This is a genomic window from Arthrobacter sp. CDRTa11 (assembly GCF_026427775.1).
Lineage (GTDB): Bacteria > Actinomycetota > Actinomycetes > Actinomycetales > Micrococcaceae > Arthrobacter.
The window spans coordinates 5,087,752-5,104,847 of record NZ_CP044532.1 but is presented as its reverse complement, the minus strand read 5'-3'; the positions used below and the strand labels follow the sequence as shown (position 1 = coordinate 5,104,847).

Sequence of the window (17,096 nt, the reverse complement as noted above, 5' to 3'; positions counted from 1 at the left end):
CCTAGAACACTCCATTCCTGTGCCACCGGTACCAGTTCAACTCAGAGCGAAGCCGGCCACGGACGCGCCTGGCCAATGAAATCACCTGCCGAGGATTGGCACTATTACTGTTCAGCCTTGCTGTGAGCCGCGCCCACTCCTTGGATCCCTCAATTCCCGGTTCTGCGGCCTTGGCGAATTCACGGTAAGCGGTCACCAGCTCCGGATGGGGAAGGCCTCGGTCCACTTCAAGAGCTGCGGTGTACAGGGCTTCGCTGACAAGGGCCCGTCTTGCTTCAGAAAGAAGTCCCGCGGATCCGGGGATGCTTCCGGCGACGCCACCGAAGAGGGCTTCAAATGCCTCCAGCCGCTCGCCCAGATCAAGGACGCCATTCACCTCTTGTGCGGACATGCTGCCCAAGTGTTCACGGTGCCAGGCCTGATCGGCTCCGTGTATGTATGCAACGTCCGAGAAGGCTGAGAGCCGGAACCAGAATTCCATGTCTGGGGTGTGCCGGAGCGGCGCTTGATACCCGATCTCTTCCACGACTGACCGGCGCATCAGGGCCTCGGGCGAGGTGATGACGTTCTGTCCGGACCTGCACCTGTCCCGAAGCCATGTCAGGCCCGGCCAGATGGTCCACGCGGAGGGCGTTTGCTGGAATTCGGGGGGAACGTCAGTGGAGAAATGGACTGGATGGCCATAGACCAGGCCCACGGACGGATAGTTCTGCGCCACCAGCGTGGCTCTTGCCAGTGAACCGGGCGTCAGGAGATCATCTGCATCAAGGCGGACGAGGAATTCACCACTGGCCAACCGTGCGCCGTCGTTGAACGTTTCGACCATTCCTGCATTCCGGTTGTGGGCAAGGACTGAGACGTTCGCGTGGTTTGATTCCAGGCGCCTGGCAACGTCAAGGCTTGCGTCCGTGGAAGCATCATCGACGATTATGACTTCCACGAGGACATCCTCCTGCTCAAGGCAGCTTTGCACAGCCTGCGGAAGGTAGTGGGCGTAGTTGTAACAGGAAACGACCACCGTCACGGTCGGAAGATGAGGGCGATTCTGCTGTGGCCTTACCTTGATGCGCTGGTGGACACCCTGAACTGTGTTGGACATAATTTCAACCCCTTAATGCCGACCGGAGTGCTCCGGCGGCCTGTTCCTGCTGAACGGCCGTAATGCCGGGATACAGAGGAAGGGAAAGAATCTCCCCCGACAAGGCCTCCGCCGTTGGAAATGCACCTTTCCGATATGCCAGGGATGCATATGCCGGCAGTAGATGAACAGGGTTCGGATAGTGGATCCCTGCGCCAATGCCACGCTCGTTGAGGGCAAGCAGCAGGCGGTCCCTGTCCGGCACCCTGATCACGTAAAGATGGAACACATGTCCGTTGCCGGGCAGGGTGCGCGGGAGGACAACCTCGTCCAGGTCTGACAATAATTCGCCGTATAGCGCAGCTGCGTTGACCCGCTGTTGGTTCCACTCATCCAACAATGCGAGTTTGGCATTGAGGACCACCGCCTGGAGAGTATCAAGCCGAGAATTGAAGCCGATGTCCAGATGCTCATACCGGGCGTTTCCGCCGTGGTTGCGGAGTTTCCGCAGCCGGTCGGCAATTTCCGTGGAGTTTGTCATGACGGCCCCCGCGTCACCGTAGGCGCCAAGGTTCTTGCCTGGATAGAAGCTGGTAGCGGCAACATCGCCCAGCCCGCCGGCCCGCACGCCCAGCCTGGTAGCACCCTGCGCCTGTGCCATGTCCTCCACCAGTGTGACGCCGGGAGGCAGTACCCGGGCTATGAGTTCCATCGGCGCGGCCTGCCCAAACAGGTGCACGGCTATGACTGCTTTGGTTCTTGCGGTGATCCTGCCGGCAACCTCTTCGGGCCCGAGCAGAAAGTCCTCGTCGCAGTCGGCCAGGACCAACTCGGCACCCGCCCGGAGGACTGCGCCAGCTGTTGCCACGAAGGTGTTTGTCGGGACAATAACTTCGTCGCCCGGGCCTACTCCGGCCGCCCTCAGGGCCAGTTCGATGGAGTCAGTGCCGTTTCCGACACCAACGGCGCAGTTGACGCCGCAGTATTTAGCCCAGGCTTCTTCGAATTCAGTAACCTGTGGCCCCATTATGAAACTGGATTCCGCGATCACACGGTTGAACCCTTCACGGATGGCATCGGCCACTTGCAGTTGTTGGTGGGACAGGTCCACCAAGGGCACGTATTGCTGGGTCATGTGATTCCCCCTGAAGGTTTGGCCAGCCGCTTGTTGCCGGGGCTGGCGTCGATGATCGGATGGACGTCCTCAGGAGGCACCCAGGCTATGGCCTCACGGACGCGCTGGCGGAACCACCGGAAGAGCAGCAGAGAATACACGGCTCCACCCGCGGCCCCACCCGCCAGCAAGCCGCCCAGAGCTGTGGGCTGCAGGGCAATCATGCCTACCGCCGCGGCTCCGGCCGGTACGGCCGCGGCCACTGGTGGCCATAGACGGACAGCAACTGCCCGCAGGTCGGACCCGTGGGCGCGCAGCGACAGGGCGTAGGCCGGGCAGACAACCAGGAGCGCAATGGTCAGATGCGCAATCGCTGCTCCGGCTATTCCAGCCAACTGCACACCGGCGAGCAGAGCCGGCACCAGCGCCGCTAGCCAAACAACCTGTACCAGGAACGTTGCATGGGCGGCACCCCTCGCCAGAAGATAAGAGGCCCCGAGGTCAAAGAGAGTGCGCAATGCCCCGAAGATCCCGAGCCATGCGAGCACGGCTGCGGCCGGAAGCCACTTCTCTCCGTAGATCAGTTCCACAAGTGGTGCCGCGAGTACTGTGAGCATGAGTCCGGCTAGGAGCGATACAGCCCAGACGGGACCCATTACGGCAGCGAGACTTTTGTCCTGCCGTCCGGAAGCGAGCCGGGCGAAGGCTGGAATAGATATTGACCGAACTACCTGCCCCAAAGCGCTCATGGGCCAGTTGGAAACATTGAACGCCAGAAAATAGAACCCGAGCGCCACTGGTCCTGCCAGTCGGGAGATGGCGACGTTGTCTGCGTTCAGGAGAGCCCAGGAGAGCATGTTCGCGCCCGCCACGGGGATTCCGTAGCGGAGGATTCCCGGGGCCATGGAAGGGTCAAAGCCAAAGCGGACCTTTTCTCCGGACAGTCTGAATTGCAGGATCAGCGTGACGGACTGGGAGACGATTCGAGCGGCAGCGAGACCCATCACGCCCCAGCCTGCCAGGATCAGAGCAATGGTGAGGGCCGTCCCCACGAGGAATTCCACTAGGGCGATGATGAAAAGTTTCTTTTGGGCGAATCGGCGCTGTAATGCTGCGTAGGGAACCACACCCAACCCTGCAAGCGTCAGGGAGAAAGCCATCACGCCGATGACAGGGCCGGCCTGGCCGCTTCCCATCAGGTCGGCGAGGCCTTGGGCCGAGGCCGCCATCACGGCGGTCATGGTTGCGCCGGAAATTAGGGCGAGGGTGGCTACAGTGGGAGCTTTGGCTTCGGCTTTGGCGTTGTCCGAGCGGATTAGGTCCGTGCTCATTCCGAGGTCCGCCAGGGTTATCAGCACGGCTTGAACTGTCAGGGCCACGGCAAAAACGCCGAACTGCTCCGGTGCCAGCAGACGGGCAAGGAAGATGCCCACGGCGAAACTGCCCAGCCGAAGGAGAAGGCTGTTGACAGTGCTCCATGCCAGTCCGGAGCCAATGACGCTCCTCAGGCTGTCCCTTGCCACGACGGTCATATCCCAGATCGCCTCCAGCGCCGCCACCGTAAAGACCAGCGCCAACGGTAGAGGAACTCTGCGGCCAGCCGGCGAGCCGGCGATGCATTGCCGTGCTGGCGCCTGAGATGGGACGCCCAAAGCCCCGACCCGGCTATGTCGGCATCTGTTTCAGAAGCAAAGGCGGCAAGCTCTGATGCGCTTCCGTGCTGTGCACCTTGAGTGTCCGCCAGATGGACCGCAGAGCGAACGGCTTCGACGGCGAGTGCCCTCCTGGCCGTGCGCAGCAGGTGCCTGGGCCGGGTCAGGCCGCCGGCACCGAGGGAGCACAGCTCATCGAATACCTGGCGCCGTGCACGGATGTCGTCCAGGGCAGAGCCGAAATCGGTGAGATGCATGTTCCCGCCGTGGACCCGGTAGTATGCCTGCGTTGGTCCGTTGACTCTGCCCACATCACTGATGGCAGCGGCACGCAGCCAGAATTCCATATCGGCGGCATGGGGCATGTCGGACCGGTAACCGCCGAGCTGTTCCAAGACGGAGCGGCGCACCACAGCTTCCGGGTTGACGATGATGTTGGATCCCCGCCGGCACATGATGCCGATCCAGTCCTCGCCGCCCCAGATTGACCACGAAGACCTTCCGCCAAACGATGAGGGCGGTGTATCAGAGAACTCTTGCGCAAAACCGTAGACCAGGCCGACTCCGGGATGCCGTTCCATAAGCGCAGCCGACCTGGCAAGAGAGCCGGGCGCCAGGACGTCGTCAGCTGAGAGCAGCACAACATAGTCCCCGGTGGTCCGGGCAAGGCCATCGTTGTACGTGGCGATGTGTCCGAGGTTGGCCGAATGCAGTACTGGGTGGATCCTAGGGTCCGCTGCTGCAAGTTGGAGGGTGAGTTCCGCGCTTCCGTCGGTGGATGCATCATCCACAATGAAGACCTCGACATCCACGTCAGCCTGGTTCACCGCGGAGGCAACGGCATCCGGAAGGAAGCGCGCGTAGTTGAAGCAGGGAACAACAACGGAAACCAAGGGGCGGCGTTCGAGCCTTTCCGGCGCCATTCGAATGGCGCCGGCGCTTCGGTTGACCAGCCCCGCACTCACCGCGAACCCCCAAAGCTGAACGTTCCATTGTCCATTTCGTGGGCCGGTACCCCCACCCAGGTTTGGCCGTCAGGGACGTTGCTCAGGACGGCGGCACCCATTCCCACCGTGGCGTACGCCCCCACTGACGTCCTCTCGCGGACGCTGGAATTCATCCCAAGGTAGGCGGCCTTGCCAATCCGGACTCCGCCGCCCAGCGAGACACCGGCGGCAAACGTGGCGAAGTCGGCCACGTCATCGTCGTGCGTGAACGTCACCGACGGCATGGCAACCACGTGCCGTCCCAGGGTGACGGACGCGGTCAGCGTAACGTTCCGCAGCAGGATGCTGCCCCGGCCAATCCGGCAGCCTTCGGGGCACTGTACGGTGGGGTCGATCGCCGTACCGTAGCGGGCCTCATGCAGGCCCATCGCGGTGAGCCGGTCCACCACCGCCTCACGCGCCTTGCCGGATCCCAGGCACACCAGCACAAAGGCGTGGGTGTACTTGGGGGCGTCATCGATGGTCCCCAGGACGGGCGCGCCGTCGACGGTGACCCCCGCCATCTCCTTGTCGTCGTCGAGCAGTCCCACGACGTCGTACTGGCCGCTGCTGCGCACCATTGCCAGGACTTCGCGGGCCAGTCCGCTCGCCGCGATCAGGATCAGTTCGCTCACGTCCCCACCTCGCCGGCCGCGGCACGGATGCAGGCGATGACCCGGTCCAGCCCCGATGCATCCAGTTCGTGGAAGACCGGGAGGATCAGGGTCCTGTCGGTGAGCCGCTCCGTGTGCTGCAGCGCGGCGTTGCCGGTGTCGCGCCAGCGGTAAGCGGGCTGCCGGTGTGCCGCCATGATCCCGCGGCGGGCTGAGATGCCGGCGTCGGCAAGCCGGGCCAGGAGCCCTTCGCGGTCGGTAGGGAAGGCGGGCAGGACTTCGAGCCAGAAAGACTGGAAGTTGGTGGCACCGTACGGCGGGTCGGCAACGAACCGAAGCCCTTTCAAGCCCGAAAGGCGGGCGACGTACTGGGCCGCGATTTCCCGTCGCCGTTCCACTATCTGAGGGAGCCGGCTAAGCTGCACAATTCCGACGGCGGCCTGCAGGTCAGTCATCCGGTAGTTGAAGCCAATCTCCAAATACACTTCCGGCGGGGCCAGCAACGACCCGTGGCGGTCCGTGGCGGAAACGCTCATGGAGTGCTCCCGCAAAGTCCTGGCCCGGGCCGCCCAATCAGCGCGGTGCGTGGTCAGCATCCCACCCTCGCCGGTAGTGAGGATCTTCCGCGGGTGGAACGACCACACCGCCACATCCGCCCCGGTCCCTACCGGCCGGCCTTTATAGGTGGACCCGACGGCGCATGCCGCGTCCTCGATGACGGTGAGCTCATGCCGGTTGCACAGCTCCCGGATGGGGTCCAGATCAACGGGTACGCCGCCCTGGTCCACCACGATGACCGCCCGCGTATCCAGGGTCAATGCCGCGTGGATCGTTTCTGCGGTCACATTGCCGGTGGCCGGGTCAACGTCGCAGAACACCGGCCGGGCCCCCACATACGCCACTGCGTTCGCCGTGGCAATAAAGGACAGGGACGGCACCACCACATCGTCTCCGGGTCCAACGCCCGCCACCACCAGTGCCAGGTGCAGCGCAGAGGTGCAGCTGGAAGTCGCGACGGCGTGACGCACCTGGTGCGCATGGCTGAAGTCAGCTTCAAACTCCTTGACTTTCGGTCCCTGCGCAACCCAGCCGGAGGCAACAACCTCCGCCAGAGCGCGGGCCTCCTCATCGCCGAGCCAGGGCTTCATGACGTTGATCCGGGCAAGGACTGTTTCGGCAGTCATCGGGCACCAACTTTCCTGGTTGCGGCGATCTCGTCCCGCAGTGGCTCCCACCAGCTGACGAGTTCGCGGAGCCCTTCCTCGAGCCCCACTTTGGTTTCGAATCCCAGATCGTGCCGGGCCGCCGCGGTGTCCGCGAGCCGCCGGACCACACTGTTCACCAGACGCACCTGGCCGTGCTCCACGGCCAGGTCGGACCCCATGGCCCGGAGCAGCGTGCGTGCCATGTCCAGCAGGCTTGTTTCGGTTCCACTGGCGATGTTGTAGATCCCATGGCTGACATCGCTCCCGGCCGCCAGGACGTTGGCCCTGGCCACGTCGGCCGTATAGACAAAGTCCATCGTCTGCAACCCGTCACCAAAGATCAGGGGCGGTTCGCCGTCCGCGATCCTCTCCATCCACCGGACCAGCACCTCCGTATACAGGCCATGGACGTCCATCCGGGGTCCATAAACGTTGAAGTAGCGGAGCATCACGTAGTCCAGGCCGGTCATGGCATGGAAGCTGCGGGCCATCCCCTCGTTGAAGGACTTAGCGGCTCCATAGAAGGTGTCGTTGTTGGCGTGATGGTGGCGCTCAGGCGTGGGGAACTCTTCAGCCATGCCGTACACCGACGCGCTTGAGGCCGCTATCACCTTGTCAACCTTGTGCTCCGCTGCAGCCTCCAAAACGTTGAAGGTTCCGTTGACCAGGACCTCCAGTGCAAGCCGGGGTTCTTCGGCACATTGGGTAATTCTGATGGCCGCCTGATGGAAGACCAGGTCTTTGCCCCGGGTCAGGTCATGCACCAGGTCACGGTTGCAGATGTTGCCCTGGACCAGGTCCACCTGCCCTGTGGCCAGCGCCCCGGCCAGATTGATCAGACGGCCCCGAACCATGTTGTCCAGTACGTCTATGCGGTTCACTCCTGCTTCCAGCAGGGCGTCCACCAGGGTTGACCCCACGGTTCCGGCACCGCCCGTCACCAGGACGTTGGCCCCCTGAAGCTCGCTCACAGCACACGCTCCAGCTGAACAGCGGAATCTACGGTTTCGGAACCTTCAGTCCCAACTCCGGCCACTGAAGAGGCCCGGCCATCCATGCTCAGGCTGCGGGTCACCGCTTCCAGCACTGAGAGGACCCGCAGCCCGGATGCTCCGCCAGTGCGGGCTTCGCGCCTGTTGTGGATACAGTAGGCCAGCTCTTCCACCACCTGGCTCAGGGCCTCCCGTTCCGGCAGGGCCGGGGACCAGGTATCGCCCAGACGGTAGGAGATCGCGGATGTTTTCTTCTCGCCGGGTGATTTCGGCTGCCGGTCCAGGCTGACGCCCCGGTCGTAGACACTGAGCCGCTGCTGCGGGTTGAGGTCGTCCCACACCAGCGTCCGCAGCGAACCGCCGATCACCATCTGCCGGATCTTGGTGGGGCTCAGCCAATTCACGTGCACGTGGGCGGTGGCGTCATTCGGCAGCCGGAAATTCAGGTGTCCCACACAGTCACGGCCCGTACCCAGCGGATCTGCTCCGAACGCCGACACTTCAGCCGGATTCAGTCCGCCGGGAAGGATGAAGTCCAGGATCGCCAGGTCGTGGGGTGCCAGGTCCCAGAACACATCCACATCCGGCTGTACCAGCCCCAGGTTGATCCGTACAGAATCGACAAAGAGGATCTCGCCCAGCGAGCCGGCCTGCACCAGTTCCTGCATCTTCAGCACGGCCGGGGTATAGCAATAGGTGTGGTCTGCCATCAGGACCAGCCCGTTCGCCTTGGCCTCGGCCACCATCTCCAGCCCGTGCGCCCGGCTGTCGGCCAGCGGCTTCTCCACCAGGACGTGCTTCCCGGCGCGCAGCGCGGTCATCACCGTCCCGTGGTGGGTGCGGGCCGGCGTCGCGATGGCCACAGCGTCCACATCAAAGGTGTCCAGGAGTTCATCGAGGGATTCGACGACGGGAATATCACCCAGCGTGGCAGCCAGCTTGGCGGCGCGCTTAATGTCCAGATCGCAGATGGCCACCAGGTCCCAGTCGGGGCTTGCCTGCAGGTTCCGGGCCAGATTCGGACCCCAGTACCCTGCCCCGACGACGGCGATCCTGAGTTTCCGCGTCGGTTGCCGGTGCGTGGGGGTGTGGAACGGATTGGCGAAGTTTTTCATGTCACTTTTCTTTCCCCGCGTGCGGTTCTTAGTAGGCGCCGGAAGGCCGGATGACTGCGCGGAAGGTCCGCCAGAGAATCAGGAGATCTCCGGCGATGGACCAGTTTTCGACGTAATAGAGGTCCAGGCGTACGGCCTCGTCCCAGGAGAGGTCGGAGCGGCCGTTGATCTGCCAGAGCCCCGTGATTCCTGGTTTGATCAGCAGGCGCCGGTGCGTGTGCTTCTCGTAGCCGTCCACTTCCCGGTTCAGCGGGGGACGCGGGCCCACCAGGCTCATGTTGCCGAGCACCACGTTCCACAACTGTGGAAGTTCGTCCAGTGAGTACTTGCGCATCCAGCGTCCGCAGCGGGTGACCCGGGGATCGTCCCGCAGCTTGAAAAGAACGCCGGCTCCTTCATTGCTGCCGTTCAGGGCTGCAAGACGGGCTTCGGCATCCACCACCATGGAACGGAACTTGAACATCCCGAACACCTTGCCGCCCTTGCCAACGCGCTCCTGGCGGAAAAGCACCGGCCCCGGGCTGTCCAGCCGAACGATAACTGCCAGCGCCATGAGCAGGGGGGACAATGCCAGGAGCGCCGCCAGCGCCATCGCAACATCCATGACACGCTTGAGCACATGCTTCGCCCCGGAGTACTGCGGTATGTCCACGTGCATGAGGGGAAGGCCCTCCACCGGGCGCCAATGGATCCGCGGACCGGCAACGTTGGTGAGCGTTGCTGCCAGGACCATTTCGGCGGCGCATTCCTCCAGCTTCCAGCCCAGCTCGCGGATGAACCTGTTGCCGCCAGGGAGCGGTCCGGCAACAATCACGGCGTCGGCCTCTGCCAGGCGTGCGGTCCGTGCGATGTCGTCAGTGGAGGACAGGACAGGTACCTGTTCCCTGTCCACCCGGAGATTTGCCCCCCTGCGTGCACCCGGGAGGCAGACCCCAAGGATCTTGTAGACGGCACCGGATTTTCTGGCGATCTGTTGGACCACGTACCGGACATCCTCCGGTTCCCCCACCACGATTGCCCTCGAGAGGTGGCGTCCGCGTGCCTTTTCCTTGGTCAGCCATCGCCTGAAGGCCCAGCGGTTACCTGTCAGGGCCACGAGGCCCAGTGGCAGGGAGACGGTGACAAACGCGGTGGCCTGGACATGGAACACGACGGCGATGATCGCCATCAGGCCGAAGATCCGCAGGCTTGCGGAGGCAACGCGCTTGTATTCGTCTGCGCCGACGCCCAGGACCTTGGAATCACGGGTCCGGTAGAACTCGAGGGCGGCCAGCCACAGGACGGTTACTGCTGCTGCGGTGGCGAGGGTTCTGTTGCCGTGGCCCGTGCCGGCTGATGCTCCGCCCCCGGCCAGCAGGTAGCCGGCGAAGACGGCGCCCGCCACCAGGAGCGAGTCGGCCGCGCGAAGAAGTCCAATGAGTGTGCCGATCCAGGCACTGGCCGCTTTACGGCCTTGCCCGGCCTGTAAAAAGGCCGCCGCCGGCGGCAGCAGGTCCCGGGTTCCAACGGGCACTGCTGCCGCCAACGGCGCGGTTGCCTGCCGTTGTGCAGCAACGGTGGCAACGGGCCAGCTAAAGGCGCCATGCCGGGTACGGGCAACTGGTATCTCTGCCATGGTGACCCCTTTCCCGGCGACTGACGCTTTTTGTCCTCTGGCCGTGCTGCAAAATTAGTCCGGTGGGGGCGCTTTCAGCGGGGAAAAACGGGGGCTTTGTGGGTGTGGGAAGGCAACAGTGTGGATACTGCGGGTACCTGCAAATATTGCCGGTTCTGCCTATAGGACAGGCAGGACGTACGGTTCCCGGGCGGCAGCTTCCTTGCCCGCAGCCAGAGCGGTCAGCTGGGCACGTGATTCCACTCCAAGCTTGCGGTAGATCGCCGTCAGGCGCACTTCTACCGTGCGGACGGAGACGTACAGCGTGGCTGCAATTTCCTTGTTCCGCATCCCCCGCGCCACCATCTGCGCCAACGCACGTTCATGGTCAACGAGCATCAGCATGGCCGGGTTGCCTGCCGCGCGCGCCGGTTCCACCCGCTCGTCCAGCAACAGCGAGTCCACGTGCTGGGTCCAGGCATCGGCGCCGGCTTCATCGAACATCACCTTGGCACGCAGGAGGCCGTCGCGGGCATCCCGGAGCCGTCCAAAGGCGTGGAGCCGTTCGGCGTAGCAGAGCAGCGTCCGCGCCCGCTCGAGCACCGACTCATGGCCGTTCCGGCCCTCCAGGGCCTGGCCGAACAGCTGCAGGGACTGTTCGCCGTCGGCCAGCATTGCCCTGCTCCTTGCCACAGCCATCATCAGCCAGGGGGACCTCAGGCCCACGGACCGGCTCTCCAACCGGAAGAGTGCCTGGGTAGCTTCCCGGTGCCTTCCCATTCGGACCAGGACTTCCACCAGATCGGCCTCGCACCGCAGCAGTGTGGGGTTTCCGAATGCAGCTCCGATCTCCACAGCCCGGGAGAGCTGCGCGAACGATTCGGCCAGGTTGCCGCGCATCAGCGCAAAATGGCCCTGGCAGGCAGCCAGTTGGGCGGTGACGGCAGCGTGGCTCTCGGCGCCGGAGAAGTGTTGGGCCTCTGCGGCATATATCCGTGCCATCGCTTCGTCACCCAATGCATGGGACCGCCAGACCCGGAAGATATGCCGCATTCCGCGGTGGTATTTGAGTTCCGGTTCGGAGAGCTCCAGGTCCTCGATCAACCTCACGGCTGTCCGAACATTGCCTGCACGGATCTCATTGTCCACCGCAAGGTAGGCTGCGGTTTCCCGCCAGTTGATGCTGCTCGCCTCAACGGTGTTCCGGACCATGGCGAAGGCTTCCTGGGCCAGCTCATGGTGCTCCGCATAGCTCAGGGCCCGGGCCAGCACCAGGAGTGTGGCGGCGTTATCCGTCCCTCCGGCGTCGTGTTTGCGGCTGACGTTTTCGGTTTTTCCGCTGACTGCTTCGATCAGGAGCTTTGTGCGCGCCATGAGGGCCAGGCAGTCCGCGTTAGCTGAATCCTTGAACTGTTCCGCATGGCGGAGCAGGCCAACCGCGTCTTCCAGTTCCCACCGTTCCGCGTAGTAGAGCGCGCCCACTGCCAGCAGGTTGGCGGCGAACGTGGGATCGTGCCGGCCGAATTCCTTGACCAGCCGCAGCACCATGCTGGAGCGCACGGCGGCGCCCTGGACGAACTGGATTTCGAAGGACAGGCCGGTAAGGCGAAGGATCAGGGCGGGGTTTCGCGTCACCCGCTGCGCCCACTCAAGGTAGCGCTTGGCGTAAACGAATTCGCTTCGGTTGAACAGCAGCTCGGCAACAGTGGCAAGGCGGGCAGCGGTCTCTGCTTCCCAGGGGTTGATGGTGAGGGCGCGCTCAATGTATTCAATGGCGAAGGCAATTTCCCCGCTGCGGATGAGGTCCACGGCGAAGCGGAGGAGGCCAAACGGTGTCTGCCGCTCCAGTGCGGTGAAGCTCAGGTGCCACCGCCTGGCGTAAGGGTCTGTAGGATCCGCCGCTGCAGCCATGGCGCGGTGGTTCGCTGTCCGTACCGCCGGCGTCATGGCAGCAAAAACATATCCCCGGAGCAGCTGGTCCGAAATCCGAAGGTGCGGCCCCGTCCTGGTGGCAATTCCGGAGGCGAGGAGCTCATCCACACCAGGCCAGAGCTCGCTGTACACCTTTTCCAGTGTCGCGATGTCGCTCCGGCAGGACAGCGAAAGCAATTCAAGGACATGGTGGGCAGCCCGCGATAGCCCGCCCACGGTTGCGGCAAACTCCGATTCAAAACTGCCCTTGCAGGGAAGCGGAACCGGAAGGGCGTACTTCCCTTCGGCCTGCCGCTCAAGCAGGCACGTGTAGAGTTCGACGGCGGCGAGCGGGTTGCCCTGGGTGGCCGCCGCAACCGCGTGGACTGCTGCGGTGGCCGTTTGCCGGGCCGGAATCGACTCAAGCATCCGGACGGTGTTGTTGTAGTTCAGCGGTTTCAGCACAAGCGAGGGCAGACTGGCGAACGGACTTTCGGCTGATTCTTCCCGCACACTGAGGAAGAGCGTCATTTCCGTTCCTGCCAGGCGCCGGGCCAGAAAACCGATGACGGCCTGGCTGCTTGGATCAAGCCGATCGGCGTCGTCAATGACGATCACGGTGCGGGACGATGATCGCTGGTGAAGTCCGTTGAGCAACATGGTGGACACCGTGGGGACGTCCATGGAGCGGTTCGAGTCCCGGAGCAGTTCATCCGTGAACCTGTTCAGGACCGGGTCATCGATTCCGTTGAGGAGTGCGGTAAGGCCAGACAACGGCCAGTCGGATTCGGAGGCACTGGCCCTGAGGAATACTGTCCGGTAATCAGAAAGCCTGGGGATCTCGGAAAGCAGCGCTGTTTTGCCGACGCCGCGCCGGCCGGCAATGGTCAGGGCTGAATCCTTTGGACCGCGGATAACTGAGAGGACGCGGTCCAGCTCCTTGCTTCGGCCTACTAACGACATGCAGGTCCCCCATTTCGAGAAGGAGACCGACATATTCACTTAAGCCAAAGTTGCCTGCAGGAGCGTCCGGCCACTTTCGTGACCGGCGGACCAGCTACCCGGCCGCTTTCACGGCCAGCACGGTTCCCAGCCGTTGGGTGCAAATATAGACCTCGGGTAACTCCGCACACCAGAGAGATTTCGCCGATTAGGTACCTGTTTTTGGGGCATAGGTACCTGTATTTCCGCCGCGTTACAAAATATACGTTCAGGCATCTCTTGGTTTCTCTTTGTGTTCCGTCTTGTGAATACATCCGATAGACAGAGGGCGGATCTGTGCCCTTGCACACTTACTGCCCGCCCGGACGAGTCTAGGGTGGGAGGAACCTGTGATCCACAGCACGGATGGGCTTCCCTCCCTGGCGCAGTCCGGGGGCCTGTAGCCGGGCGCCGCCCGGCTGCAACACATTCGGCACAAACATTAAGGACGGCGCATCCATGCAGTCTGACCAGCAATTATCCAAGTCGCTCAAGCCGCGGCACCTGTCAATGATTGCCATTGCCGGCGTGATCGGTGCCGGCCTTTTTGTGGGTTCGGGCGCGGCCATCCAGCAGGCCGGGCCGGGAATCCTCCTGGCATACAGTGCCGCCGGAATCGTGGTGATCCTTGTGATGAGGATGCTGGGTGAAATGGCTGCCGCCAACCCGGAAACAGGCTCCTTCTCCACCTACGCGGACAAGGCTCTGGGCCGCTGGGCGGGTTTCAGCATCGGCTGGCTCTACGCGTGGTTCTGGATCATTGTGCTCGGCATCGAGGCAACGGCCGGGGCGGCCATCATGCACCGGTGGGTCCCGGGGATCGACCAGTGGGTCTGGGCGCTGATCCTGATGGTGCTGCTGACGCTGACGAACCTGGGATCGGTAAAGTCCTTCGGCGAGTTCGAGTTCTGGTTTGCCTCCATCAAGGTCACGGCGATCGTCCTGTTTCTGCTCTTCGGTGCCGCTGCGATCCTGGGCCTGGTCCCCGGTGTTCCGGCTCCGGGCTTGAGCAACCTGGTGGAAAACGGCGGTTTCCTTCCCAACGGACCGGGAGCTGTCCTGGCCGGCATCCTCGTTGTGGTTTTCTCGTTCTTTGGCGCCGAAATCGCCACCATCGCCGCGGGTGAATCGGAGAATCCCGTGGATGCCGTTAAGAAGGCCGTGAAGTCCACCGTGTGGCGCATCCTGGTGTTCTACATCGGCTCCATCGCCATTGTGGTGACCCTGCTGCCCTGGAACTCCGCGAACGTTGCCAAGAGCCCTTACGTGGCGGTCATCGAACTCTTTGGCATCCCGGGCGCCGGCACCATCATGGACATTGTGGTTCTTACCTCGGTTCTGTCCTGCCTGAACTCCGGCCTCTACACCGCCAGCCGCATGCTTTTCTCGCTCTCAAAGCGCGGGGACGCTCCCAAGTCCTGGACGAAGATCTCGCGTCGCGGGGTCCCCGCCGCCGCAGTCCTGGCTTCCACCGTGGTGGGTTTTGTCACCGTGGGGCTGAACTACATCGCACCGGATACGGTGTTCCTGTTCCTGGTCAACACCTCCGGGGCCATTGCACTGTTCGTGTGGCTGGTCATTGCCACGTCCCAGCTGATCCTGCGCAAGCGCATGGGGGCAGCAGCCAAGGACCTTGCCCTGAAAATGTGGCTCTTCCCGTACTTGACCTGGGTGTCGATCGTCAGCATCGTTGCCCTGCTCATCGGCATGGTCATCCTGGACACCACCCGCGAATCGCTGCTGCTGTCGCTGGCGTTGGCGGCGATCGTGGTGGGGCTGGGCGTTTGGCGCTACCGCAAGGGCGGGAATGCGGCCGCATCCGGCCACGGCACCAGCGACAGCCCAGAGTCTGCCGAAGACGTGGATGCCGTCATAGGTGCGGGTCCGGCGTCCTGATCCCGGCAGGCCACCATTAGGCCGCGAGGCCCAGCACAAGGTTGATGGTGGCCGCCAGGATGACGGTGCCGAAGAGGTAGGACAGCAGGCTGTGCTTGAGGGCCTCGCGCCGGATCAGGTGGTTCTCCAGGTTGGTGTCTGACACCTGGTAGGTCATGCCGATGCTCGTGGCCAGGTACGCGAAATCGGTGTACCGCGGCGGCTCGTCCTGGTTGAAGTTCACGCCGCCGTCCTTCTGCCCGCCGTAGTAATGGCCGGCATAGCGGAGCGTGAACAAGGTCTGCACCAGCATCCAGGACAGTGCAACGCTTGCCAGCACCAGGGCCGCACCTCCCAGCCTGGAGCCGCCGTCTGACCGGTGTGAATCAATAACGACGACGGCCACCGCAACCAGTGAGGCGATGTTTGCCACCAGGATGAGGAGGTCGGTCGTGGCCCGGGACGGGTCCTCGGTGGTGGCGTGCCTCTTGGTTTCCACAGGATCCATGCGACCCACCGCCGTCCACACCCACGCCACGTAAACCAGCGCCGCGGTGGCCCAGCCTGCCGCCGGAGCCTGCAGCCACCGGCCGCTGGCCCCGGTGGCTGCCCCCGCAGCCACCCCCGCCACTAACATGGCTAGGAAACGAAGCCTGCTGCGGCGAAGGGTGGTGGGGGAGGCGTCCATGGTCTGTACTCTAACGGCGGCGCCTGCACTCCCCGCGGCTCCGCGCCTCAATGATTCCGGTGCCGCACCTTCCGCTGCGCGCCAAGTCCTCCGCACCCTGCCGCGGTTTTCCACATAGCCGCAGCCGGTGTTCCAGGGCCGCAGTCCGCGGCTTAGTCTGGAGTCAGTCACGAATCGCCTAACCGGTCCACATGCACTAAGATAGTGAAGTCTGTGCTGCGCTCTGCCTCCGTTCCGGTGGCCGGGCCGTGCATGGCATCGCAAATGAACCTCCTGTTACGGAAATGCCGTAACCGCTTAGCCCAAAGGAGGTGGGTTCACATATGCGTCCTTACGAATTGATGGTAATCATCGACCCCGAGGTCGAAGAGCGTACCGTTGAGCCGTCGCTTCAGAAGTTCCTGAATGTCATCACCAACGATGGTGGAACCATCGAAAAGGTTGACATCTGGGGCCGTCGCCGACTGGCCTACGACATCAAGAAGAAGTCTGAAGGTATCTACGCCGTGGTGAACTTCACCGCCAAGCCGGACACCGCCAAGGAACTTGACCGCCAGCTGAGTCTCAATGAGACCATCATGCGCACCAAGATCACCCGCCCCGAAGAGCAGAAGGTCGTGGCTGAGTAATTCAGCCCGATTTTCATTCTTTACCCCGCAGGAACTAACTCTTCACCCAGATCGAACAAGGAGGCAGTAGATGGCAGGCGAAACCACCATTACGGTCATCGGTAATCTCACCAGTGACCCGGAATTGCGGTTCACACCGTCCGGTTCGGCAGTTGCGAACTTCACCATCGCTTCCACCCCTCGTACCTTTGATCGCCAGTCCAATGAGTGGAAGGACGGGGAAACCCTGTTCCTGCGCGCATCTGTCTGGCGTGAAGCTGCCGAGAACGTCGCGGAATCCCTGACCAAGGGGATGCGCGTCATCGTCTCAGGCCGCCTGAAGAGCCGTTCCTACGAAACAAAAGAAGGCGAGAAGCGCACCGTTATCGAGCTTGAGGTCGATGAAATCGGCCCCAGCCTGCGCTACGCCAATGCCAAGGTCAACCGCACCCAGCGCTCCGGCGCCGGAGGCGGACAAGGTGGCTTCGGCGGCGGCAACAGCGGTGGCGGTTTCGGGGGCAACCCCGGCGCAAACCAGGGTGGAAACTCCGGCGGAAGCTGGGGCGGCAACCAGCCCGCTGCACAGGAGGACCCTTGGGCCACTCCCGGTGTCAGCAACGCAGGCGGCTGGGGCAACGGCCCGGATTCCGAACCTCCCTTCTAACCATTCACAAAGGGCCGAC

14 protein-coding genes are annotated in these 17,096 nt (G+C 63.3%); 3 read left to right on the top strand and 11 right to left on the bottom strand.

The genetic code is table 11. From position 1 onward, the window contains the following. Position 1: 1 nt before the first annotated feature. From F8G81_RS23285 to F8G81_RS23240, 10 genes are all read right to left on the bottom strand, one after another. Positions 2-1,099: a glycosyltransferase family 2 protein gene (locus F8G81_RS23285; RefSeq protein WP_267276968.1), complete on the bottom strand. Its 1,098-nt coding sequence runs from the start codon at positions 1,097-1,099 to the stop codon at positions 2-4. A 4-nt stretch (positions 1,100-1,103) separates the two neighbouring features. Then, on the bottom strand, positions 1,104-2,213 hold the full coding sequence (locus F8G81_RS23280) for a DegT/DnrJ/EryC1/StrS family aminotransferase (protein WP_267276967.1): 1,110 nt from the start codon (positions 2,211-2,213) through the stop codon (positions 1,104-1,106). Next, positions 2,210-3,769, bottom strand: coding sequence for an oligosaccharide flippase family protein (locus F8G81_RS23275; protein ID WP_267276966.1), 1,560 nt, complete (start codon positions 3,767-3,769; stop codon positions 2,210-2,212). Before F8G81_RS23275 ends, F8G81_RS23280 begins: the two co-directional genes overlap by 4 nt. Continuing rightward, positions 3,721-4,809 (bottom strand): glycosyltransferase family 2 protein, encoded by a 1,089-nt coding sequence (locus tag F8G81_RS23270; protein WP_267276965.1) that lies wholly within the window; start codon positions 4,807-4,809, stop codon positions 3,721-3,723. Before F8G81_RS23270 ends, F8G81_RS23275 begins: the two co-directional genes overlap by 49 nt. Further along, positions 4,806-5,465 (bottom strand): acetyltransferase, encoded by a 660-nt coding sequence (locus F8G81_RS23265; RefSeq protein ID WP_267276964.1) that lies wholly within the window; start codon positions 5,463-5,465, stop codon positions 4,806-4,808. Before F8G81_RS23265 ends, F8G81_RS23270 begins: the two co-directional genes overlap by 4 nt. After that, the gene (locus F8G81_RS23260; RefSeq protein ID WP_267276963.1) at positions 5,462-6,628 is read right to left on the bottom strand and encodes a DegT/DnrJ/EryC1/StrS family aminotransferase; all 1,167 of its coding nucleotides are present in this window, start codon (positions 6,626-6,628) and stop codon (positions 5,462-5,464) included. Before F8G81_RS23260 ends, F8G81_RS23265 begins: the two co-directional genes overlap by 4 nt. After that, positions 6,625-7,620: an NAD-dependent epimerase/dehydratase family protein gene (locus F8G81_RS23255; RefSeq protein WP_267276962.1), complete on the bottom strand. Its 996-nt coding sequence runs from the start codon at positions 7,618-7,620 to the stop codon at positions 6,625-6,627. Before F8G81_RS23255 ends, F8G81_RS23260 begins: the two co-directional genes overlap by 4 nt. After that, positions 7,617-8,756 carry a Gfo/Idh/MocA family protein gene (locus F8G81_RS23250; RefSeq protein WP_267276961.1) on the bottom strand — a complete coding sequence of 380 codons (1,140 nt, stop codon included), beginning with the start codon at positions 8,754-8,756 and terminating at the stop codon, positions 7,617-7,619. The genes F8G81_RS23255 and F8G81_RS23250 overlap by 4 nt, the downstream gene beginning before the upstream one ends. 28 nt (positions 8,757-8,784) lie before the next feature. Next, entirely contained in the window at positions 8,785-10,371 is a 1,587-nt protein-coding gene (locus F8G81_RS23245; protein WP_267276960.1) for a sugar transferase, read from the bottom strand. Positions 10,372-10,530: 159 nt separating this feature from the next. Beyond that, positions 10,531-13,224, bottom strand: coding sequence for an AAA family ATPase (locus F8G81_RS23240; protein ID WP_267276959.1), 2,694 nt, complete (start codon positions 13,222-13,224; stop codon positions 10,531-10,533). Between the two features lie 477 nt (positions 13,225-13,701). Here F8G81_RS23240 and F8G81_RS23235 point away from each other — a divergent pair, with 477 nt between their 5' ends. Continuing rightward, the gene (locus F8G81_RS23235; RefSeq protein ID WP_267276958.1) at positions 13,702-15,138 is read left to right on the top strand and encodes an amino acid permease; all 1,437 of its coding nucleotides are present in this window, start codon (positions 13,702-13,704) and stop codon (positions 15,136-15,138) included. A 16-nt stretch (positions 15,139-15,154) separates the two neighbouring features. Here the strand turns inward: F8G81_RS23235 and F8G81_RS23230 are convergent, their stop codons facing one another. Continuing rightward, positions 15,155-15,976, bottom strand: a complete 822-nt coding sequence (locus F8G81_RS23230) for a DUF1345 domain-containing protein (protein WP_323809223.1) — start codon at positions 15,974-15,976, stop codon at positions 15,155-15,157. Between the two features lie 152 nt (positions 15,977-16,128). Here F8G81_RS23230 and rpsF point away from each other — a divergent pair, with 152 nt between their 5' ends. Both rpsF and F8G81_RS23220 read left to right on the top strand, forming a co-directional pair. Next, complete coding sequence (rpsF, locus tag F8G81_RS23225; RefSeq protein WP_050683795.1) at positions 16,129-16,434, top strand: 30S ribosomal protein S6; 306 nt, start codon at positions 16,129-16,131, stop codon at positions 16,432-16,434. Between the two features lie 70 nt (positions 16,435-16,504). After that, positions 16,505-17,077 (top strand): single-stranded DNA-binding protein, encoded by a 573-nt coding sequence (locus tag F8G81_RS23220; RefSeq protein ID WP_267276957.1) that lies wholly within the window; start codon positions 16,505-16,507, stop codon positions 17,075-17,077. The last annotated feature ends 19 nt before the right edge of the window (positions 17,078-17,096 follow it).

What these genes read in the sequence shown, in the direction of transcription:
- F8G81_RS23285 (WP_267276968.1), bottom strand. Translation starts at nt 1,099, where the DNA reads ATGTCCAACACAGTTCAGGGTGTCCACCAGCGCATCAAGGTAAGGCCA.
- F8G81_RS23280 (WP_267276967.1), bottom strand. Translation starts at nt 2,213, where the DNA reads ATGACCCAGCAATACGTGCCCTTGGTGGACCTGTCCCACCAACAACTG.
- F8G81_RS23260 (WP_267276963.1), bottom strand. Translation starts at nt 6,628, where the DNA reads ATGACTGCCGAAACAGTCCTTGCCCGGATCAACGTCATGAAGCCCTGG.
- F8G81_RS23250 (WP_267276961.1), bottom strand. Translation starts at nt 8,756, where the DNA reads ATGAAAAACTTCGCCAATCCGTTCCACACCCCCACGCACCGGCAACCG.
- F8G81_RS23245 (WP_267276960.1), bottom strand. Translation starts at nt 10,371, where the DNA reads ATGGCAGAGATACCAGTTGCCCGTACCCGGCATGGCGCCTTTAGCTGG.
- F8G81_RS23240 (WP_267276959.1), bottom strand. Translation starts at nt 13,224, where the DNA reads ATGTCGTTAGTAGGCCGAAGCAAGGAGCTGGACCGCGTCCTCTCAGTT.
- F8G81_RS23235 (WP_267276958.1), top strand. Translation starts at nt 13,702, where the DNA reads ATGCAGTCTGACCAGCAATTATCCAAGTCGCTCAAGCCGCGGCACCTG.
- rpsF (WP_050683795.1), top strand. Translation starts at nt 16,129, where the DNA reads ATGCGTCCTTACGAATTGATGGTAATCATCGACCCCGAGGTCGAAGAG.
- F8G81_RS23220 (WP_267276957.1), top strand. Translation starts at nt 16,505, where the DNA reads ATGGCAGGCGAAACCACCATTACGGTCATCGGTAATCTCACCAGTGAC.